Origin of the sequence: Terrilactibacillus tamarindi, assembly GCF_009718825.1 — a bacterium.
GTDB lineage: Bacteria > Bacillota > Bacilli > Bacillales > Sporolactobacillaceae > Terrilactibacillus > Terrilactibacillus tamarindi.
Genome location: NZ_WNHB01000003.1, coordinates 112,615 through 133,964, shown reverse-complemented (window position 1 = coordinate 133,964; position 21,350 = coordinate 112,615). Strand labels below are relative to the sequence as shown.

Sequence of the window (21,350 nt, the reverse complement as noted above, 5' to 3'; positions counted from 1 at the left end):
TGGTGGATTTTTGAACATCCTCTTAAAACATGTTTAATCCTAGTCTCTTTATACCATACTACTAACACAACTTACAGACTAGAATAACTTCCCTCTAGTCTTAGATTTTTACATCTTGGGGGTGTATTTGTGAAGTTCCTAACCAATCGAAAGCGATATCGAGGTGGATTAAGATGGGTTTTTCGCTTAAACCTCTTTTTCCTCCTATTATTCCTGATAGGGATTGCTGGACTTTGGATTGTTGCTAAAATAGCTGGTCCACCGCCTCTTAATGTTCCAAAAGCCATTAGTTATTATGACAGCCATGGAAATATTTTCAATAAAGCAACGGATTCAGCTTTAAGTTCTAGTTCAGAATGGACGAAGCTTGACCATATATCCAAACCACTGATTCAAGCCACCCTTTCCATCGAAGATAAACACTTTTATAAACATCATGGTTTTGATCTTCGTCGACTTGCAGGTGCCCTATTTGCAGATGTAAAAAGTTTTTCAAAGGCCCAAGGGGCGAGTACCATTACCATGCAATATGCAAAAAATAGTTTTCTATCTAATGACAAAACATGGACGAGAAAATTAGCCGAGGCTTTTTATACCATGCGGCTCGAGATGAATTATTCAAAGGACCAAATTTTAGAAGGGTATTTGAATACGATCTATTACGGCCATGGTGCTTACGGTATACAAGCTGCATCAAAATATTATTTTAATAAAAATGCATCCGATCTTTCTTTAAGTGAAGCGAGCATGCTGGCTGGTATTCCTAAAGGACCGTCTCTTTATGCTCCAGATGTCCATTATGAACGTGCAAAAGAGCGACAAAAAATAGTTTTACAATCGATGGTGAAAAACGGAACCATTTCTAAACAATTAGCCCATTCGGCAAGTAATCACTCTCTTAAGCTTGTTAAAGAACGACCAAAAAAAGAGCGATTAGCACCTTACTTTCAACAAGCCGTGCGAGATGAGTTGAAGAACAAATTACATTTAACAGATGACCAATTGATTAATGGTGGTTTAAACGTTTACACAACCTTGGACCCTAAAATTCAGAAGAAGGCAGAGTATTGGATAAAGGATACAATTGACCCAAAATCAGATATCCAATCAGCCCTCGTTTCAATGAATCCGAAAACAGGTGCGGTGCTCGCGCTTATCGGCGGCCGAGATTATGATAAAAGTGCGTTTAACCGGGCCACGCAATCCAGAAGATCACCTGGTTCATCATTCAAACCATTTTTATATTATGCGGCCCTACAAGACGGTTTCACGCCTTCGACTTTATTGAAAAGTGCACCAACATCCTTTCAATATGACGATGACAGAGCCACCTATTCACCTAGTAATTTTGGAAATTACTATGCCAACAAAAAAATAACCATGGCTGAAGCTTTAGCCGTGTCAGATAATATCTATGCGGTCAAGACACATATGTCGATTGGCATGGATGAACTGGTTAAAACAGCCAAAGAAGTCGGTATTCGCAGTCCTCTTGCCCCGATCCCGTCACTCGCACTTGGATCAAAACCCGTGAGCATGCTGGAAATCACGAGAGGATACAGTGCGATCGCAAACGGTGGGTATCGGGTACAACCCCACTTTGTCAAAAAAGTAACCGACAAAGATGGGAATGTTCTATATGAATGGAAACCTAAAAATAAAAAAGTATTAAATAAGAAAGCGGCGTTTGTCTTATCCCAAATGATGACGGGTATCTTTGACAAACATCTTAATGGCTATACGACCGTCACAGGTAGTAAAGTTGCCAATATCCTCACGCACAAAGTGGCTGCGAAAACAGGTTCAACGGCGACAGATAGCTGGATGGTAGGCTTTACGCCCAAACTCGCTATGGCCGTGTGGGTTGGCTATGATCAAGGAGAAACCATTAGCGTCTATCCTGATTCTGGTTATGCTAAAAAAATATGGGCCCATAGCATGGAGTCCGCTCTATCAGGCAAATCAAAAAATAGTTTTAAACCACCTAAGGGCGTTGTCGCTGTTAACATTGATCCGAAAACTGGACTTCGTGCAACAGATACATGTCCCGGAAGAGAAACGTATTTCATTAAAGGAACGGCGCCAAAAGCTTATTGTGACGGAACCAAAGTCGTTTCACATCCTAAACATAAAAAGAAAACCCAATCCCATGGTTTATTCGATTGGATCTTCCACCTTGGCGAGAAAAAATAATAAAAACCTCAAATGATCGATTCACACATCATTTGAGGTTTTTTTGGTTATTCACCCAACTGTTTTTTTAATTCTGGATTGGCTCGTTCCCACATCTCAGCACTGTGTCCGACTAGAAAATCTTTCAACACTTTTTTCGATGCCTCATCCATGTGGTCAACGAGAACTTTGCCTTTTAGTGCTTTATCCATTTTATTGACATGGTCTGGTAAGACTTTATACCCTCTCCTGATTTCACGATTAATGATCATATCAGCCGCACCTGCTCCAGCATAAAATGGTCCTTCTTCTCCCACTTCCGTGTTCATCCAAACAAGCCAGTAAAGTTTACCCCCACCTTCAACGTTGGCCTTGTCTGGTGAAAAGCGGATGCGTCTTTCAATTTGACTCCGTGCATGTAGGGCTCCCATATCCACTTCTGCCGTTCCCTCTTCAACATCAATAATAATTGGGGAAATGTTATCTAAATTGATGGAACCCACCCCATAACCGCCATGGCCTGAGGTTGAGTCGCCACTCACAATATTGAAACTTGATTTCTTTTTATTTTGATCTTCTTGAGTCATTAATCATCATCCTCCTCATACGAGCTGTTCAAAAGCCGGGGAATATAACCCGTTATTATTCTCATGATAACCCTAGTTTATCATATCAACTTTCCATATAGAAGTTGTTCAAAAAGTCACCAAATGATAAGCTACGAATCTCGGCGTTGGCTTGTTTTTCCGGTCCTCATGTAGTAAACACAAGAGGATCTTCAACTAAAATCGCTCACGTCCTATGAGCAACGTTGAAGCTACCACATCATGTGGAATGCCGGTCCTCAAAACGGCGCCGCCTTGACCTTCTTGCTTCTAATTTGTCACCTTTTTGAACACGCATTTAATATCCAAGCTTAACCATTGCAAAAACGTCCCATTCATATTATCTTTATCTTTATGCGTAATCGAATTAATGGAGGGTCACATGATTTTAGTTAGATGTATTAGAAATGTCTTTGAGCGGTCATTAGATTTACCAATTGAATGGACAGATCGCTGTCTTTTTAAGAAGGATTACTTTTATATGGTTGAAGAAGATGAAGAAGGTAAATGGCTGACGAGAGACGAAGAAAACGAACTTCATATTATTGCAGACGGGCATAATACTTTAGATCTTGACGATTGGTTTCACGAACATTTTATTTTATTGTAGGTTATTCGCCATAGTATTAAACCCTGTTCAGGTATAAATAAAGTGAAACTTCCATCAGTGGGGGGGTGTCTTCATCCCCCACTGATGGTTAGTTGAACCAATCGGACCTTTACGGGCAGTTGATCCACCACCTATCTTCCTTGAATACTCAAAATAAGGTGGGGGTCTTACTGCCCGTTAAGGCGGGATAAATGATAAAAAGTGCAAGGATTTCAACAGAACTATGTAAGGATCAGTGGGAAAAGCCCCACTGATTGATGTTTCTCTATTCTTCAATATCTAAACTTTGGATTTTGTTCGCTTCAACCACAATAACGCCGTCATTATTGAAATAGGCTAGATTCCTGCTTCTATCATAGTTAACGAAGGTGACATCTTCATAGTCGATTCCTAATAGGACTAATCGGTTAATTGTTGTTCCTGGTGTTAAGGTGCGTAATAATGATTCAATACCAGTATAGTTTGGATAATTATTTGAGTTATAGTTTGAATAATTGTATGAATCGTGTCTTTTGCAGTTACTATTGTCACGCCACATTAAATCATCCCACATGCTGTTCCCTCCTTTCGCTTTCTTTATATTCTATGAGTCTTTCTTTCTAACTGATTGGATAAATTCTATCATTTATTCGCACATTTCTTCTTTTTTATAGATTCGAACCTAGTATTTCCTTAAAGAAATGATAGACGTTTTCATCGACTATATTCGACTAAATGGGATAATTTAACTGAAACCTTTGATAGTGAATAATAATACTGTTACTAATCAAATATTAACCTTTTCTTCATATTGCATTCTTTAATGTTTATTTAATTAAACATCATGTTTTAGAACTACAAGTGGAGTGACTTTTATGTATAAAAGATTTATAAAGTCTTATGACAGTATCCATTGGCCATTAGTATTTTTGATGATTTTTCTCACGGTGGTTGTTATATTTAAGCTTGATGTTAGAATCGCTTTGTCGTTATATATACTAATTTCTTTGATTGATTTCTTCGTATTACTTTCCAAAAAAGAAGAAAATGATAAGAAAGGAATGTTTCTTGATATTTTAGCTGTTATTGTTTTGATATTTTTAATAATACTGGTGTGAATTTCCGCATGAACTTGTATTACCGTGTCTTGGATTTGGTTTTTTAGTCTGGCCCTTTGTGGAAAACTGTTAGGTGAAATGGACTCAAATGGAAAGTGGTTGACGTTCATAAACCGAGTGTCTGCCATTATTATTTGGATAGTAGCAATCTATATTGGCTTCTTTTTCATCCAAACAGAAAAATAAAGATCGTAGCAATCATCAGTGGGAGGTTTATCCCACTGATGGGTTGCTACGACGGTGAAAGAGATAAATTTTATCCGTTAAGGTCATAAGATACTAGATTGGGATACTTTCTTTTATACCAATCAGATTGTAATAATCCATACAAATCATGGTCAACATAACGGCCGTGAAGCCACTCAGCAGAACGGATGTGACCTTCATGTATGAATCCAAGCCTTCTGGCGACAGCCTTACTGCTATCATTTTGAGATGCCGCCCGAATTTCTATTCGGTTTAATCCCAAAACATTGAAACCATAGTCAATGAGTGCACGACAACAGGTTGTCATAATGCCTTTACCTCGAGCGCTACTTACCAGCCAATACCCCATACTCGTTGATTTATTTCTCCAATCGTACTTATGAAATTCAACCATTCCAACAAACTTATTTTTATAAAAGATGCCCATTTGCATCCCCATATTCATTTTAAATTGCTCATTCCAGATTTCAATAATCGGGTAAAAATCTGATTCACTCTGAAAGTGATCAATCCAAGGAACGTACTCGCGTAATTCATTTCTTTCGTTATTGATGACTGTAAATAATGTGGGAACGTCATTCATCTCAAGCATTTTTAGGTCAATGTTTTCATTTATTCGAAACTGAAACATCTTGTACACCCTCTTCCAAAGGCTATCCGTACCATTATCTTATGCCACTACAGTATGGGATTCTACACTCTAGATGATGTCGTTTTTTTATGAAGAGGAAAAAGAAAAAAATGAACTAATAAGATCATTAGCTCACTTTTGTGTTCAGACGTTTTATGGATGTGATAAAAGAAAAAGCTTCTTCGATATCGTCCAAAGAATAGTTTTGTTTTTTCTTTACCACTTGTACTTTTTCAATAATTTCTTCATGAGAGAGGTCATCAAAATATAAAATCGTAGATACGAGTTCTAGAAACTTCGAATTCTGGTTATTTAACTCCTGGATGAGAGGTTCAATCGTCTCCATATGAATATCGAAGTGAGAAAGAAATTCTTTTGATGTCTCAGTTGAAGTATACCGATATTGATAATAGCCGCCTTTTGTTTCTTTTACTTCATTGACAAATCCTAAGTTACATAATTCTTCTATTCGGAGGGACAGTTCTTCAGAATAAGGGCCAAAAAAATGAAAATGATATTTTTCTTGGAACGGAATATCACATTTTTTTAATATGTAGATGATTTTTTGTAATTTTTTTCGACCGACGACTTCGCCTGCTTGCTCTAGCAACGAGACAATTTTCGCATGATCCTCAAGCACTTGAACTCCTCCTTATCTTCTTTTTTCATTTATATTGATAGTAATGATCTCAGTTTCTTCTTTGCTTTGGAATGACTCGGCAGTGCCATTATGGCATCCAATGGATAATAAAGTTTATGGTCTGTTCGCTTCTTCCCTGTGATGGAATCCACAACATCCGATTCTCTGGACAGTTCACGCAATTGAGAATCTGGCATCACCAAATAGATGGGCAATTTCTCTTCTTCTTCCCCAGGACGATAGAGATCGTATGGGCAATCAGATGACGAATCGACAACAAGATAGTAATCCGGATCTAAGCCTGCATCTAAAAATGTCTCACGAAGTTCATCATATAAACTTAAATCCATGGGCGTAAACTCAATGTATTTAAATAACTTACGATTCATAAAACGATAACAAAGATCTTTCAGAATCTGATCTTCTTCCTCCTGCCAAACTTGGAAGTAATATAAAATTAAAGCCTCATCTAGTTTGAGATAATCTTCGACTGTGACTTGTCCATCAAAAAGGCTCATAAGCTGCGTTGGTACATATTTGAACTTAAATCCGTTGTGATAAAGAGTTTTTGCCCGATGCAGGATTTTTGTTAAAATAACTTCCGCACTTCTCGTGACTGGATGAAAGTAGATTTGCCAATACATTTGATAACGGCTCATAATATAGTCTTCTACGGCGTGCATGCCGCTTTTTTTAATCACAACTTGGTCTTCACGTGGACGCATGACTCGCCAAAGACGTTCTAGATCAAAATTCCCATAACTTACCCCTGTATAATAGGCGTCCCGAAGCAAGTAATCCATTCGATCAGCATCAATCTGACTTGAAATCATGCTTACGACCAATTTATTTTCATACGTTTTCCCAATCACATCGGATACCTTCCGTGGAAAATCATCACTTATTTTCCTTAGTACAGCATTAATCTCTGTTTGCCCGAGAATCATTTCCCTTGTAAAATGCTCATGATCCGTCTGAAATACTTTTTCAAAGGAATGAGAAAAAGGTCCATGGCCAATATCGTGGAGAAGGGCTGCACAAAGACAGAGGAGACGATCATTCGGATCCCATTCTGGTTCTTTTTCGAAAACGTTAATCAGTTTTCTCGTAATCTCATAGACTCCTAGAGAATGACCAAAACGGCTATGTTCAGCTCCGTGAAAGGTTAAGTAACTCGTTCCAAGCTGCTTAATCCGCCTTAACCTTTGAAATTCACTTGTTCCAATAAGCTCCCATATTAATCGATCTCGAACGTGAATATAGCGATGAACGGGATCTTTAAACACTTTTTCTTCACTAAGTTTCGTCATACGTTGGGCCATTTTCTTCACCCCAATTCTGTCATGTTATTATTATAGCTTGTCCCTATTAAAAATGGAATGAAGAGTTATTTTGTCGAACAAGTAAGATTAATCTTCACTCTCGTCTTGTTCAAATTTGATATAATGAAGTCACCTTTTAGTTCAATACTTTAATATGTAAAGAGGAAAATTCTATGACATCACTTCTCTATCAACCTACGTGGCGTTGGATTGATCAATCAACTCTTGGCCCTTCATTTAATGGCATGCAGTCGTTTGCCATGGATGATACATTGTGCCATTCTGTTGGATCCGGAGAATCGGCTCCTGTGATTCGTACTTGGGTCCATCATCAAACCGTTATTCTTGGTATACAAGACATGCGTCTCCCTCATTTGCAAGACGGTATTCATGCGATTCAACAGCAGGGTTACCATTGTGTCACACGAAATTCAGGTGGTCTTGCGGTTGTTCTAGATGAAGGCGTGTTAAATATTTCCCTTATTTTTTCTGAGCAAACCCGGAGTTTATCGATTGATGAAAGTTTCGAGGCTATGGTCGATTTCATCAAAATGTGTCTTGAACCCATCCATGTTTCCTTTGAAGCAAAGGAAATCGTCGGTTCCTATTGTCCTGGCCGTTATGATTTAAGTGTAAATGGAAAAAAATTTGCGGGGATATCGCAAAGACGGATTCGAAAAGGCGTCGCAGTTCAAATTTATCTTTGTCTTACAGGCAGTGGATCGAAGCGGGCGGAACTCATTAAGTCGTTTTATGATCGTGGTCTAAGAGGAGAACAGACGAAATTTGTTTATCCAAAAATTGTTCCAGAAAAAATGGCCTCTTTAGAGGAAATTTCCGGTTCATCTTTAACGGTTCAAAGTTTTATCGTCACTCTTCTTCAAGTGATTCAACAATTTGGAGAGATTTCATCTCCATTATTATCGTCTTCTGAACAAAACTTATTCAGGGGATATTATCAAAGAATTAGAGAAAGAAATGATCCATTAAATAAGATGACTCGTCGCTGATAAGACACCAGCTTCGAGTCATTTTTACTTAAATTCTTTATTATCCAAAACAGTGAGCTTTGCTGATGTTGTTTTGCCTACATATTTGGTATGTTCAACCACTCTAAGGATGTCGTGACAGCATTGTTTAGCCCCTAGCACAAGCAAAGGAACTCCAATAAAATCAATATGTAGTCTTCTTGAGAAAAGTCCTCCAAAGGTCATCGTGATGGGAACGGTTGGAGAGGTATTTGAGAGAACGACTTTTTCCGTTCCGTTATATTTTTCTTGTAAAAGTTCCGTTAGACTTTTAAGGAGTCGTTTCATTTGTTTCGCAGCCCCGCGACCAACGGTATAAACGGAATTCCCATCCGAGTCAATCCCATGAAAAAATAGAACGCCCATATCACTAGTCTTTAGTTTGTTAAAAAATGGTGTTTCTAATATTTGTTCTTTTGTGAGCTTACCCTCTTTTGGAAGTTTGTTTAGGTGATAAGCTGCCGCTAATGCCGTTGTATGTGTACCGCCATAATCGTTATAAATATAAATCATTATCATCCACCTCGGGGATCGACTTTTCTTTTATTATGGCCGAATTCGTCCTAAAATATCAGGGAAGATTGGCTTATCCTTATTCAAATAGGATATAATGTTTGTCATAACCTAACTACATGGAGGAACTATGCTTACTTTCGAACAAAAATTAGAGATTATTGAATCTTTTCCAGAATTAGAACGTCGTGATGTTTCGCTTGGACGCGTGAATTTCCAATATAATGACAGTGTGAAAGAAAAGAAAAATGTCGTTTATCATCTCCATCCTAATGGAAATGGGTATGTCTATGCGGGAGAATTAGAAGGCTATCCCACCGATGACAAAGGCTTTGTCAATATACGGGATTTCAATGAAGCAGAGCTTCACTCAATTGTGGAAAATGCCATTTTTTCTCTTTCTGAAGAAGGACAACCAAAACCAGAAGAGGAAACGTGGATTAATCGTGAAAAACAAACGCTACAGTTGATTCATGAAGATGAGGCGTGGACCATCTACGCTGGAAATAATTTAGTCGATTCTTTCGGCTCCCATGAGGACGCTGCTCTTTACTTAAAAGATGAAGGCTTTCGTCTTCAAAGAAACTAAAAAAAACGGATCATCCGCTACCCACTCGGATGATCCGTTTTTAATTATGACGTTAATTTATTGTTCGTGTTCGGCCTCTTCTTGGCAGATTGTTCTTTCCTTCTAGTCGCGATAATAATTCCTACTAGAATAAAACAGCCCCCTATATAAAAAGAATAGGACAATGTCTCCTTTAACCACAACCAGCCGAGGATGGCTCCAACAATTGGTTGAAGAAAAAGAAATAATGAACCAATCCCTGCATCCATAAGTTCTAACCCTTTATTCCATAGAAAGAACGCTCCTGCAGTTGATACCGTTCCTAAATACAAGATACCTAAAATGATGGGTGTTTGATTTATTGTCATAGGCTCATTCATTTGTTCTACTATCATAAATGGTGTTGAAAACAAGAGGGCAAAAATCATTGAGTACGTCGTTATCATGAGTGATGAGAACTTTCTAGATGCTTTCTTAACATAGACTGACAAGAGTGCCCAAGTCACAGCAGCCCCTACTAAAATGATATTACCTAAAGCGTAAGTCCCGACTCTTGGTGAACCTCCAATGCAAATCACCACACCGATCGTTGCCACGATAAGAGAAAGGAGCTTGCGAGCGGTGATCCTCTCTTTCAAGACAAACCAAGCAAAGATGACAATAAAAGCGGGTGTTGATGACGTTATCAAAGCCCCGGTATGAGCATCTGATAACTTTGTTCCAATAAACTGGAAGGCTATGGAGATAAAATAACCGATAAAACCAATCCACATAAATAATAACCCGTCTCTTTTGGAAAGCAGCTTCATCTTTTTTCCCTTGCGGCTAGCCGCCATAACAGCGAATAGTAAAAGACAAGCGATCACATAACGAAACCAAAGTAATGTGATGGGTGGAACATACATTAAAATATATTTACTAATGACATACATACTACCCCATATGCTTGCAGCTAATGTTAGGCAACATGCCCCTATGATTGATTCTTTCATCCTGGCCCATTCCTCTCTTCATGGGATATTCAAATCGATTCCCGCTAAGAAAGGCATGATCAAATTGATATCATCCCTGTTCTTAGGAATGAAGGGCTGGTTGATCATTTTCAAAAAGATCAAAATAAAGTCTTCTCACTGTCCACACCACCTTAAAATCGTTCTATCTATGAATTCGAAGACTAATGATGTATTCCTGCTAAACCGGTCATTTTACTTTATTTTTTTTAGATGAGTCCATGACAGATTGCATGGCCGTAATGATCGCCAGTTTGTAGACATCTTCTGTATTGCAGCCTCTTGATAAATCATTCACAGGTTGATTTAGACCTTGCAAGATAGGTCCTATGGCTTCATATCCGCCAAGACGTTGGGCAATCTTATAGCCGATATTTCCGGCTTCAAGACTTGGAAAGACAAAAACATTCGCTTTGCCTTTAAGCGGTGAGTCAGGGGCCTTTGTCTGAGCCACCTCTGGCACATAAGCCGCATCAAATTGGAATTCTCCATCTATGAATAAATCCGGACGTTTCTCTTTAACTAACTTTGTAGCTTTCATCACTTTGTCTGTTTCAGGAGCCTTCGCTGAACCTTTTGTTGAAAAACTGAGCATGGCAATCTTAGGGTCCATGCCGAATGCCTTAGCTGTATTAGCACTTTCTATAGCAATGTCTGCTAATACTTCACTATCAGGGGCTATGTTAATCGCACAATCTGCAAACAGTAATTGTTCCTCCCCTTTTAGCATGATAAAAGAACCAGATGTCCGCTGTACTCCTGGTTTTGTTTTAATAATTTGCAAGGCAGGTCTGACCGTATCTGCAGTTGAATGTGTTGCGCCACTGACAAGTCCTGCTGCTTGATCGGTGTAAACTAGCATCGTTCCATAATAATTTTCATCTTGCAGCCATTTTTCCGCTTCTTCTTTTGTTAACTTTCCTTTTCTGCGTTCAGCCAGTTTATCTGCTAACTGATCCAAATTCTGATCCTCTTCTGGATGTTTAATGAAAAGCTTACCTTTCTTTTCGAGATCCTGTATGTATGCCGGACATTCATCCCGTTTCGCAATTAAAATAGGAAAAAGAATGTCTTCTTCCGCGAGTCTTTGAACTGCTTCACAGATACGACCGTCATGGCCTTCTGGAAAGACCAGTCTGGGTTGTTCTTTTTTTACCTGAATCTTCATTTGATCAAAAAGTGTGCTCATATCGATCTCCTCCATTCAAAATATTCTTGCCTTTTGTGTCTTTATATCCCGGATTTATCGAGTAAATAAATACCTACATGGGAGAAACCTTGCTCAAATCGTCATAAGTGGAGTAACGTCATGGACATCGTCAATGTTGAAAGTTTCATGATCCTCTACTCTTATTATATCGAATTATATAGGAAAAGAACTCCTTTTGAAATTATGACAATTTAGTGAACTCAAATTCATCCACTTCGCATTGATTATTATGATTATGCTATAGTTAAAGTTGTCAATAATGATAAGATCATTATTTTAATAATTGGACAAGCCTTTTTTTGACTATTTCGTCCGAACAGGAGTGATATAAAACATGAGTGAAGCAGCTCAAACTTTAGATGGTTGGTATTGTTTACATGATTTCAGATTTATTGATTGGAAAGCATGGAAAAGTCTATCCAGTGATGAACGTGAATCAGCGCTTCAAGAATTTTATGCTTTTCTAAATGAATGGGATCTTATTCAGAAAGAAAAGAAAGGAAGCTATGCATTCTATTCGATTATTGGTCAAAAAGCTGATTTTGTCTTTATGTGGCTTAGACCAACCTTGGATGATTTAAATGCCCTTGAAACAGCCTTTAATAAAACAAAACTTGCTGAAGTGACCATTCCTGCCCATTCCTATGTTTCAGTGGTTGAATTAAGTAATTATTTAGGGCAAAGCGATGAGGATCCGATGGAAAATCCACGTATTAAATCGCGCCTTTTCCCTATTTTGCCAAGAACACAGTATCTTTGTTTCTATCCTATGGATAAGCGCCGGGATGGCGAAGACAATTGGTATATGCTCCCTATGTCAGAAAGACGTGAGCTAATGAAAAGCCATGGTTTAATTGGCCGCTCTTATGCAGGGAAAATCAAACAAATTATTACGGGTTCTGTTGGTTTTGATGATTGGGAGTGGGGCGTCACCTTATTTGGCGATGATGCGCTTCAATTCAAAAAACTCGTCTATGAAATGAGATTTGACGAAGTCAGTGCCCGTTACGGCGAGTTTGGTTCGTTCTTTGTAGGGACCTTGCTATCTAAGGAACGTTTTAGCCAAATGATGGCTTTGTAATTTGATCTTAAGAAAAACCGAGTCCATAAGGCTCGGTTTTTCTAATGCTTCTATAATTATTCGGAGTCTACTGCTCAATTTTTGATAAAGAGAATTTTATTTTTAGACGTTCTAGCTGCCTAAGCGGATTAAAGACCTAATTCGTTAGTAAATTTATAAGCACCTTATCACAACTTCTATATATAATGATATGAAAATAGGGTCATGACATATTTTATTTGTCATGAATTTATCTACTTCTTCATAAATTAGGTGTTAGAGTGCGGTCCATAACTGGGGGTGAACGAATGGCAGTTATTCAACACACTGAAAACGATGTTTCTTTATTAGCAAGGCTCATGCGGGCGGAAGCTGAAGGTGATGGATTACTGGGCATGCAATTGGTTGGAAATGTGGGTGTTAATCGTGTCCGAGGTAATTGTTTGGATTTCAGAGATGTTCGAAACATAAGGCAAATGGTCTTCCAAAGCCCTGGTGGATTTGAAGCAACACAAAAAGGCTATTTCTATCAAGCCGCCAGGGAACAAGATAAACGTTTGGCAAGAAAAGTCTTAAATGGTGCTAGATTTCATCCTGCTTCAAATGCATTGTGGTTTTTTCAACCGCCTGCTTCATGCCCAGCTCAGTGGTACAATCAATGGAATTCGGGCAGATATAAAGCTCATTGTTTTTATCAGCCGACTGAGTCTGCTTGTCCTGAAGTATATTAAGAACCTGTCTTTACTAGCTTATAAAAATGTACTGTCAACACTAGTAGAAAATAGCGCTTAATTTAGGATCAATTCATTTTACGTTTTGTCACTGGTACATTTAGCCAACTAAAGGAGTGAAATGATATGAGTTATTATTCATCTTTTCCAGAAGATCAGCAACGTCAATCATCAGGTATACCGCAACAAGGAGGCATGCAACAACAAGGTATGCAACAAGACATGCAGCCACAAATAACTGGATCTCCGACAACCATTTTTCCAGGACAATCAAGTATCATGCCTGGAACGCAACAACAACCTACCTTTCAACAACAACAACCAGCCTTTCCGTTTCCATCGTTTACGACGCAGCCATCAACCCCTCAATTACCATTATTTGAACAATCCTACATTGAAAATATTCTTCGATTAAATTTAGATAAACCTGTCACTGTCTATGCGACATTTGAAAATAATAATCAATGGAATGCAAAAATTTTCAGAGGAGAACTTGAAGCCGCTGGACGTGACCATGTTATCATAAGTGAATCGCCAACTGGCACACGCTATATCATTCCTATGGTATTTGTTAATTACGTTACATTTGAAGGACCTATTAGTTACTCTTATCCGTTTGGTCCTCAGACAACAAGAGAATAGCCTTCAGAAACTCTGAAGGCTTTTTTTAATCGCTATGTTAACTATCTATGTTGGTTTTTAACGTATTCGTGTATTGTCATACTCTACACAAATGAGTCAATAATAGTGTTTATCAACGTAACAAGAAAAACGCTTTTAAGCTATCAACTAACCGAAATCCGTTTTCCCCTTACTGCTGCTCGGTACGCTTAACGCTTTTAGAGGGAGATCTCTTTCTTAAATACATCAACTTTCTAAGGTAACCTTATTACGCTCGTAAAAAAGCAAGGATAACAAGGAACCAGCTAATTAAAAATAAGACACCACCGATTGGCGTAATCGCTCCGAGAATACCGATCCCTGTCGTACTCAGTACGTATAAACTTCCTGAAAACACGACAATGCCTAAAGCCATTAAAATGCCCGCCCAGTGAAGAGATTGAGAAGGTCCATTGATGACTTTACTTGCCAAAATTCCTATTAGAATAAGACCAAGAGCATGCATCATTTGATATTGCACACCCGTTTGAAAGATTGATAGAGCGTGTTCAGACAGTTTTTCTTTAAGAATATGAGCCCCAAAAGCCCCAAAAGCGACCGATAAAAATGAAAAAATCGCACCTAGCACGATAAATAATTTATCCAACTGATCCACCATCCTCATGGTTAATGTGATGTATTGTCAGCTTTTTTAAAAGCCGTGAGTAAACGGCTTGCAACCACCTTTTATTCATTCCAAAATCCGCTATTCCCACTCTCGAAACAGAACGAAATTGAAGAATCTTCTTATCTTCATCAAAATAAAATTCCGCATCATGAGGCAGATTTAGAATGGGTGTTTTATATTCAACGTGTACATAATGACCATCATTGACTTTTATTGTTGTCTTAGGAATGGTTGATAACACGTCTTGTAAATAGCTATTTGCCGTATCCATTGACACTTCTTTGTAGGACAACGGCACCATTCGCCGATTTGGATCTCTATGATCCGTCGAAACCCCGTTAGGCCATTTAGAGCAGGGTAATAGTTGTCCATTATTTACTCCAAAATCAACCTGTCCGTTTTCTTTCATCTTATCATCTCCGTTGGTGTATCTTTCGTTATCTACTCAATGTTTGATGTTCATTCACATGTTTTTTTTTACTTTTCTTATTGTTATTGATAAGATAGCCGGCTAAGACAACTAAAAGGGCAAACAGAACAGCTATCCCTTTATTTATTAAATCGGTTTGAAACCATTGATCAATCAATTGGTCTTTAAAGATCATTTCTCCCGCCGTATAGCCCAATATAGCCGCACCAATGGTTACAATGACTGGGAATCTTTCCATCAATTTCATTAATAGCTGACTTCCCCAAATAATAAGAGGCATACTTATGGCTAGGCCAATAATAATTAGAAGAACATTGTTATGTGCAGCACCAGCAATAGCCACAACGTTATCTAAGCTCATGACAAAATCAGCGATAATAATGGTACGGACAGCGCCAAATAAGGTTGAACTACTTTTCAAGTCGGGATTTTCATTACTCGTTAATAAATGAATCGCAATATAGAGTAATAGAACGCCCCCAATCATATTTAACAATGGGAGTTCAAGAAGCCAGAACGCAATGAACGTTAGAATAATTCTTAGCAAAATGGCTCCGCCACTTCCTATTAATATGGCTGGCCGTTGCTTTTCTTTAGGTAAATTCCGACAAGCAAGGGCAATAACAACCGCATTATCGCCACTGAGCACTATATCAATGATAATAATACTTAATAATCCAATTAAAAAAGTCATTATATTTTACATCTCCAGTACATCTTCATTAGGTCATATATAAAGTATACCTTCATTTATCCTTCTACTCAATGGTTATGCGTGGTCGGACATGCAGATTTATCCTTTATCTCATTTTCCACCTTACAAACTCCGAGAAAAATGAGATGTTGATGTTTGGATGGATTGCTTGCAGCAGCCAGATTGATTTAGGTTAACTATATTAGCGGAAAAACCAATGATTGAAGTTTTGCTTATATGAAAAAAGGAATTCAGGTATAATTAGGGAGTTGATTAAGAAGGACGCTTAGTCCTATTTATAAAGTTTATCCCGCATGAGTCCGATTCATTCAGACTTACAACCAGTGAGAGATGAAAAAAAACCCACTGATTAAGTTTCACTTTATTAATACTTAGTTAGACCGTTTAAGTATTTTACAAGATCGATAATGAAGGAAAAAAGGTGACCATAAATGGATTTTCAAATCGATTTTTTATCATTTTTTGTGATACAAGTCAATGGTAAAGAGGATCAACTCAATAAAAGCTTTAAACATTATCAAACTCTGGATCGAAGTGACTATGATACAAGTCGTCTTAAAGACTTCTTAGATGGTGAATTAGCAAAAATTGTGAAACGAAAAGTGGACAAGCATCCAAAATCAGATCAAGTGTCAACAAAGCTCGGTTATTTTATTGTTGAACCGGGCCATGAGCTAACTTCGAATCCTAACTATAACTTATTTCATCGAACTCTCATAGCTGACACGAAGGAAGACTTTAGAACCCACAGTGAAGAACTTATTCGCCTTTATTTAGATACCAGTGCAGTCCGAGGCGGCGCCTTCCTTGTAGCTACAGCCGTTCCAAGAAAATATTTTGATGACCGGTTTCTCTTTATTATGAAATGCGATTTTGAACCAAAAGTGGCTTCCATCACAGACGAAGACTCGCTTATTCATAAAGTTGAAATGGCGATTACAACAAAGAATATGAAATCGATCCAATACCCCTACATGCCTGAAGAAGGCATGATCGAGGAAACTGAAATTAAGATCCATCAGGCTTCCCATGCTCGTTACTTCGAAGACTTTTTAAAATTCGTGGATTATGAAGAATCCATGCCAATGATCATGAAAGAACAAGTCAAAACGATGGTACAGGAGCATTTTCATGAGGAGCTACCTGAAGAGAGTCAAGAACGTCAGCAATTTGAAGAAGCAATGGAAATATGGGAATCAAGTGAAACACGTGACATACAAGAACGTCTCACAACGGAACAAGTCGTTGAAGCTACTGCTCAAATTGTTGAACATACACCCGATGCTGAATTGCAGATGAAAGTCGGCAATACGTCGGTCAAAGGGCTGCTCGCTGATTTTGGTGAAAACCTGCATCTTGCGAAAGTAAACGGCCGGTATGTCCTCGTTGTGGAAGCAGAATCCATACAGTTTGAAAAAGGCTTTTCACCTATTGAATTTCATAAGCCAGATGATTTGCACCGATTGGTTGAAAGAATTGGGAAGAAAGCTGGATTTTAGAGGCAAATGAAAAATGAATTCGGTTAAAACAATTTACGAGTCGTAGGATCTCTATCTACAGTATCAAGGAGTTTTTTTCATAAAAAATCGTGGCAATAAAAAAGTTTGCCACGGTCATTTTATCCTGGATTAACGCGAACATTGACCCCACCTCAAGGTAATGAATGAAAACTCGCATTCCTAGGCGGGAGATAACTACCCGCATAAGTCCGATTAGTTCAGGCATTCAACCACTGGGAGGCCAGTTTCGTTGATGATAACTTTGTTCAAGGTCAATATTTCATGTATTTATATTCTAAAAGATCATTTAACACAGATATTTGTTCCAGTAATTTCCTTCCAACATTAGTTTCTAATATTTTCTTTCTTCTGAGCTCTCGATCAACGAGCCTTTTGACAGATAAAATATCGGCACCGTTCTGAAGAACATCTTCTTTTGATGTAAAAGGTTTATGGGCAACTAGCTGCATACCGTATGAATTGTATAATAACGTATAACCAGCTATGCCTGTCTTCGGTTGATAGGCTTTTGAGAACCCTCCATCAATGACGATCATTTTGCCATTTGCCTTAATTGGATTTTCCCCATTAATTTCTTCAACTGGCGTGTGACCATTGATAATATGCCCTTGCTCAGGATCTAAATCAAATTCTTCTAAGATTTTTTTACATGTATCTTCTTGTTCACGCAATTGATAATATGGGTTTTTTTGCTCAATATGGGTTTCTTTTTCTTTAATAAAATATCTTTCAAACGTTGTCATATCTTTTTTGCCAAAGAGTGATGAATTTTCCCCTGTCCATAAATACCAAATCATATCGGTTGCAAGGTCATCGGTTTCTTCTGGGTGTGCAAAACTATAGCGTAAGTAGTGTTCAAACGTATCAAGTAAGTTTTTCCCAGAGTATTCTTTTCCTTCTATCGTCATATTCTTCATCGTTCCATCTTCATTTAAAGGGATACACCCGTGTATGAGTAGATTTCCGTTGTATTTTAAATAAAGACTCCCTTTCCTGACGAGAAAATTCATATGTCTCGAAAGTTTTTCTGAGTGCTGAATCGCAAACAATAGTTTTTCAATCACTTGTTCCTCTTCTTTTAAAAGCTGCTCAGGATGTTCCGGGTTAATCGTCGCAAAGCATGTATTTTGTAATGGATAGGTTTTACCATGGAGCGTAATCGTCTTATGATCATAATCAATCTTGTTCAGCAATAATCGATGGTCCATTTCAAAATCCGGACGCCTCTGTATAATGGGCATTTCTAGCTTAAATTGAATCATTGAAATCGCTTGATGGATTTTTGTAATTTGTAAAATTTCATCTTCAGAAATATCTTTGTCACTGGAACTCAATCTTGGCCTGAAAGCTGGATTATCACCGTAATATTTCTCCGCTAGATTGAGGAGAGGTCTCAAATTTATTCCATAAACATCTTCAATAATATCTAAATTATCATACCTCGCACAGATCCGAATAATATTGGCTAGGCACACTTTCGACCCTGCATACGCACCGACCCATAATATATCATGATTCCCCCATTGAATATCAACAGAGTGATACTTCATTAATGTATTCATGATTCTGGCTGGATCAGGACCACGATCGTAAATATCTCCCACAACATGTAGATGATCCACGACCAATCTCTGAATGGTGTAGGCGAGTCCAGTAATCAATTTATCCGCTTGACCGAGAGACATAATACGTTGAATAATTTTTGTGTAGTAGCTTTTTTTATCCGTAAATTCATCCGTTTTGTATAACAGTTCTTCAATAATATAGACAAATTGTTCAGGCAACGCTTTACGAACTTTGGAACGCGTGTATTTCGATGAGGCAAAAGAAACTAATTTAATCATGCATTCAATGGTTTTTGCATACCAATGGTTGAGTCTCTCGCTATCCTCAAGCAAGTTTTTCATAAGTAAAATCTTTTCTTCAGGATAGTAAACGAGTGTCGCAAACTCATCGACCTCTTTTTTTGAAAGTTCGTCTTTAAAAAGGTCTTTGATTTTTTCTTTAACATTTCCAGATCCATTTCTTAATACATGTTGAAACGCTTTATACTCTCCGTGTAAGTCACTGACAAAATGCTCCGTTCCTTTTGGTAAGTTTAAGATAGCTTCTAGATTGATAATCTCGGTGACTACTTTTTCTTCACAATCATATTTTTCAGCGAGTAAATCTAAATATTTTGTATCCATCTGCATCCCCTCATATTATGTATATATTTCGGCAATAAAGAATGTAGGAGATCTCAAAATAGTAAGATGAAACGTCCTTATTCTATTATACAAGGAATTGACGAAAAACTCCTGAAATTTGGTTCATTTAAGATGATAAAAGCAAATCTGCTATTATGGTAGACTAAGATAACCTCATATCATCTAGTAAATCCAATTCATTATAAAGTGAGTTGTTAATTCACTCATCCCGACGATCACTTACCTAACTCGTTAGATGGTTAAAAAGCTTAAAGGAGCGTAAGGTAATGAAAACAAGAAAAGACTTTCCATCCGAAGATGACTACAAAAAATACGTGCAATCTAGTGAATTTCTTTTCAATTACTCATGGGAAGGGAAATCAAAGGAGCAAATCATTTTGGATATGGCTTTATCTGAAATGGAACAATCTGTATTGGATCATGCTCTTGAAACATTTGAAAGGTACAACACGGAATTCAATAGAAATTTACCTAAAATCGCTTATGAATTAGACAAACTCATTACCCAAAAACTTGAAGAACAAGAGGTAGATGAGGAATAAAATGAAGGAGGTATAGAGTTTATAGTGAGGGATGAGTAACATCCCCTCACAATTAAATATTGCAATAAAGGTTGAAGGAGATCTTGAGGCGTCCTTATTTTATTCTAGGAATTGACTGAAAACTCCTTACCTTTGGTTCGTTTAAGAGATGTACTATAGTATGGAAGATGTTGAAAGGGGGGAGTTGTTCTGCCACTTGATAGTGAACGTGATAAACTGATATAGTCATATATCATGGGAGAGGGCCCCTTCCCTTTAGCGGCTAAATAATTTGGTGGAGGCTTCTGCTCATATTTGTTTTAAGCTCGCTCTAAACTTGGCTTAATAACCAGCTGTTTGATTATTTTAAAGTTTGCTAGAGCCACACCACAAATGATAATCCCCCCACCAACAATTGACATCCATGATAGTTGTTCATGGTAGATTATCGCCCCCACAAACAAAGCAAGAATTGGCGAGATATATAGCCATGTGGACGGAAATAATGGATTGGTATTCATCACAAGCCAGTAATAAAGAGAATGCCCAATCATTGAGCCTAGAATGATCAGATATAAGAGGGCCATCATCGCATGACTATTTTGGAATAAAAGGGATTGATGATCTTCTGTCAAAAATGACAAAATTAATAACATGAAACTTCCGTGCATCATCTGTGCACCATTAATTGCAACAGAAGATGTTCCCTCCAATACTTTCATTACTTTTTTGCTGTAGAGGGTGGCTGATGCAAAAAATATTTGCGAAACCAAAACAGCTAGACAGCCCATAAACCAATAGATTGATGCATTAGCAGTAATGTTTGGCCATAAGAGAACCAAAACACCCATAAAAGCAATACTGCAACCTAGTTTAGATAAGGATGGTACTCTCTCTTTTAATACTATTATTTGCACCAAAATAATGAGAATAGGTGCCATTGCAGACAAAACAGCAACAATGCCAGAAGCGACATATTGTTCTGCCCAGTAGGATGCCGCAAAGACAGAAAAAGTTAGTCCCATCCCTGTTAGAAATATTTCCTTTTTTAGTAATAGCGAAAATGAGATTTGTTTTCTACTCTTCATCCATAATAAGATAATAAGACCTGCGACAAAGAACCGAACACCCGCTGAAAAAAATGGTGGTGCACCCGTGTCGACTCCTATTTTAATAGCTAAAAACGTTGTTCCAAATATTATGCACATAATGGTGTAATTAACGATGACCATTGCTATGTACCTCCTTTTTCTACATTATAA

The 21,350-nt window shown here is 37.8% G+C and carries 23 protein-coding genes; 10 read left to right on the top strand and 13 right to left on the bottom strand.

Annotated features, from left to right (window positions below):
- The first annotated feature begins 129 nt into the window (after positions 1 to 129).
- Positions 130 to 2,193: a transglycosylase domain-containing protein gene (locus GMB86_RS02870; protein ID WP_329602723.1), complete on the top strand. Its 2,064-nt coding sequence runs from the start codon at positions 130 to 132 to the stop codon at positions 2,191 to 2,193.
- 47 nt (positions 2,194 to 2,240) lie between these two features.
- On the opposite strand, the gene GMB86_RS02865 is transcribed toward GMB86_RS02870, so the two are convergent.
- Positions 2,241 to 2,759 carry a YwhD family protein gene (locus tag GMB86_RS02865; protein WP_155216638.1) on the bottom strand — a complete coding sequence of 173 codons (519 nt, stop codon included), beginning with the start codon at positions 2,757 to 2,759 and terminating at the stop codon, positions 2,241 to 2,243.
- A gap of 400 nt (positions 2,760 to 3,159) precedes the next feature.
- On the opposite strand from GMB86_RS02865, the gene GMB86_RS02860 reads away from it, so the two are divergent.
- A complete protein-coding gene (locus GMB86_RS02860) occupies positions 3,160 to 3,387 on the top strand; it encodes a hypothetical protein (protein ID WP_155216636.1) in 228 nt (75 codons plus the stop codon).
- 265 nt (positions 3,388 to 3,652) lie between these two features.
- On the opposite strand, the gene GMB86_RS02855 is transcribed toward GMB86_RS02860, so the two are convergent.
- Positions 3,653 to 3,940, bottom strand: coding sequence for a hypothetical protein (locus tag GMB86_RS02855; protein ID WP_155216634.1), 288 nt, complete (start codon positions 3,938 to 3,940; stop codon positions 3,653 to 3,655).
- A gap of 301 nt (positions 3,941 to 4,241) precedes the next feature.
- Between GMB86_RS02855 and GMB86_RS02850 the strand changes: the two genes are divergently transcribed.
- Positions 4,242 to 4,484: a hypothetical protein gene (locus GMB86_RS02850; RefSeq protein WP_155216632.1), complete on the top strand. Its 243-nt coding sequence runs from the start codon at positions 4,242 to 4,244 to the stop codon at positions 4,482 to 4,484.
- Positions 4,485 to 4,740: 256 nt separating this feature from the next.
- On the opposite strand, the gene GMB86_RS02845 is transcribed toward GMB86_RS02850, so the two are convergent.
- The 3 genes from GMB86_RS02845 to GMB86_RS02835 all read right to left on the bottom strand — a co-directional run bounded on the left by GMB86_RS02845 (position 4,741) and on the right by GMB86_RS02835 (position 7,284).
- A complete protein-coding gene (locus GMB86_RS02845) occupies positions 4,741 to 5,322 on the bottom strand; it encodes a GNAT family N-acetyltransferase (protein ID WP_155216630.1) in 582 nt (193 codons plus the stop codon).
- 127 nt (positions 5,323 to 5,449) lie between these two features.
- Positions 5,450 to 5,962, bottom strand: a complete 513-nt coding sequence (locus GMB86_RS02840; RefSeq protein WP_329602722.1) for a YwgA family protein — start codon at positions 5,960 to 5,962, stop codon at positions 5,450 to 5,452.
- Positions 5,963 to 5,991: 29 nt separating this feature from the next.
- Positions 5,992 to 7,284, bottom strand: a complete 1,293-nt coding sequence (locus GMB86_RS02835; RefSeq protein ID WP_155216628.1) for an HD domain-containing protein — start codon at positions 7,282 to 7,284, stop codon at positions 5,992 to 5,994.
- A gap of 173 nt (positions 7,285 to 7,457) precedes the next feature.
- Between GMB86_RS02835 and GMB86_RS02830 the strand changes: the two genes are divergently transcribed.
- A complete protein-coding gene (locus tag GMB86_RS02830; RefSeq protein ID WP_155216626.1) occupies positions 7,458 to 8,294 on the top strand; it encodes a lipoate--protein ligase family protein in 837 nt (278 codons plus the stop codon).
- A gap of 24 nt (positions 8,295 to 8,318) precedes the next feature.
- On the opposite strand, the gene GMB86_RS02825 is transcribed toward GMB86_RS02830, so the two are convergent.
- Positions 8,319 to 8,825 (bottom strand): DUF3189 family protein, encoded by a 507-nt coding sequence (locus GMB86_RS02825; RefSeq protein ID WP_155216624.1) that lies wholly within the window; start codon positions 8,823 to 8,825, stop codon positions 8,319 to 8,321.
- Positions 8,826 to 8,955: 130 nt separating this feature from the next.
- Between GMB86_RS02825 and GMB86_RS02820 the strand changes: the two genes are divergently transcribed.
- Complete coding sequence (locus GMB86_RS02820) at positions 8,956 to 9,414, top strand: hypothetical protein (protein WP_155216622.1); 459 nt, start codon at positions 8,956 to 8,958, stop codon at positions 9,412 to 9,414.
- A 44-nt stretch (positions 9,415 to 9,458) separates the two neighbouring features.
- Here GMB86_RS02820 and GMB86_RS02815 read toward each other — a convergent pair whose 3' ends face one another.
- Positions 9,459 to 10,385 carry a DMT family transporter gene (locus tag GMB86_RS02815; protein WP_155216620.1) on the bottom strand — a complete coding sequence of 309 codons (927 nt, stop codon included), beginning with the start codon at positions 10,383 to 10,385 and terminating at the stop codon, positions 9,459 to 9,461.
- A 208-nt stretch (positions 10,386 to 10,593) separates the two neighbouring features.
- A complete protein-coding gene (gene pta / locus GMB86_RS02810; RefSeq protein ID WP_155216618.1) occupies positions 10,594 to 11,592 on the bottom strand; it encodes a phosphate acetyltransferase in 999 nt (332 codons plus the stop codon).
- A gap of 355 nt (positions 11,593 to 11,947) precedes the next feature.
- Here pta and hemQ point away from each other — a divergent pair, with 355 nt between their 5' ends.
- The 3 genes from hemQ to gerQ all read left to right on the top strand — a co-directional run bounded on the left by hemQ (position 11,948) and on the right by gerQ (position 14,046).
- Complete coding sequence (gene hemQ, locus GMB86_RS02805) at positions 11,948 to 12,694, top strand: hydrogen peroxide-dependent heme synthase (protein WP_155216616.1); 747 nt, start codon at positions 11,948 to 11,950, stop codon at positions 12,692 to 12,694.
- A 287-nt stretch (positions 12,695 to 12,981) separates the two neighbouring features.
- Complete coding sequence (locus GMB86_RS02800; protein ID WP_155216614.1) at positions 12,982 to 13,404, top strand: cell wall hydrolase; 423 nt, start codon at positions 12,982 to 12,984, stop codon at positions 13,402 to 13,404.
- Between the two features lie 126 nt (positions 13,405 to 13,530).
- On the top strand, positions 13,531 to 14,046 hold the full coding sequence (gene gerQ, locus GMB86_RS02795) for a spore coat protein GerQ (RefSeq protein ID WP_196220110.1): 516 nt from the start codon (positions 13,531 to 13,533) through the stop codon (positions 14,044 to 14,046).
- 247 nt (positions 14,047 to 14,293) lie between these two features.
- Here the strand turns inward: gerQ and GMB86_RS02790 are convergent, their stop codons facing one another.
- Genes GMB86_RS02790 through GMB86_RS02780 form a run of 3 tightly spaced genes read right to left on the bottom strand, consistent with a single transcriptional unit; the run spans position 14,294 to position 15,816 of the window.
- Positions 14,294 to 14,671 (bottom strand): DUF423 domain-containing protein, encoded by a 378-nt coding sequence (locus GMB86_RS02790; RefSeq protein ID WP_230458969.1) that lies wholly within the window; start codon positions 14,669 to 14,671, stop codon positions 14,294 to 14,296.
- The gene (locus GMB86_RS02785; RefSeq protein ID WP_155216610.1) at positions 14,664 to 15,101 is read right to left on the bottom strand and encodes a DUF1499 domain-containing protein; all 438 of its coding nucleotides are present in this window, start codon (positions 15,099 to 15,101) and stop codon (positions 14,664 to 14,666) included. The genes GMB86_RS02790 and GMB86_RS02785 overlap by 8 nt, the downstream gene beginning before the upstream one ends.
- Before the next feature lie 28 nt (positions 15,102 to 15,129).
- Positions 15,130 to 15,816: a TerC family protein gene (locus GMB86_RS02780; RefSeq protein ID WP_155216608.1), complete on the bottom strand. Its 687-nt coding sequence runs from the start codon at positions 15,814 to 15,816 to the stop codon at positions 15,130 to 15,132.
- A 452-nt stretch (positions 15,817 to 16,268) separates the two neighbouring features.
- On the opposite strand from GMB86_RS02780, the gene GMB86_RS02775 reads away from it, so the two are divergent.
- Positions 16,269 to 17,336 (top strand): DUF3900 domain-containing protein, encoded by a 1,068-nt coding sequence (locus tag GMB86_RS02775; protein WP_155216606.1) that lies wholly within the window; start codon positions 16,269 to 16,271, stop codon positions 17,334 to 17,336.
- A 272-nt stretch (positions 17,337 to 17,608) separates the two neighbouring features.
- Here the strand turns inward: GMB86_RS02775 and GMB86_RS02770 are convergent, their stop codons facing one another.
- The gene (locus GMB86_RS02770; RefSeq protein ID WP_155216604.1) at positions 17,609 to 19,546 is read right to left on the bottom strand and encodes a fructose-1,6-bisphosphatase; all 1,938 of its coding nucleotides are present in this window, start codon (positions 19,544 to 19,546) and stop codon (positions 17,609 to 17,611) included.
- A 287-nt stretch (positions 19,547 to 19,833) separates the two neighbouring features.
- Here GMB86_RS02770 and GMB86_RS02765 point away from each other — a divergent pair, with 287 nt between their 5' ends.
- The gene (locus GMB86_RS02765; RefSeq protein WP_155216602.1) at positions 19,834 to 20,109 is read left to right on the top strand and encodes a hypothetical protein; all 276 of its coding nucleotides are present in this window, start codon (positions 19,834 to 19,836) and stop codon (positions 20,107 to 20,109) included.
- A 299-nt stretch (positions 20,110 to 20,408) separates the two neighbouring features.
- On the opposite strand, the gene GMB86_RS02760 is transcribed toward GMB86_RS02765, so the two are convergent.
- Positions 20,409 to 21,320, bottom strand: a complete 912-nt coding sequence (locus GMB86_RS02760) for a DMT family transporter (RefSeq protein ID WP_155216600.1) — start codon at positions 21,318 to 21,320, stop codon at positions 20,409 to 20,411.
- Between the last annotated feature and the right edge of the window lie 30 nt (positions 21,321 to 21,350).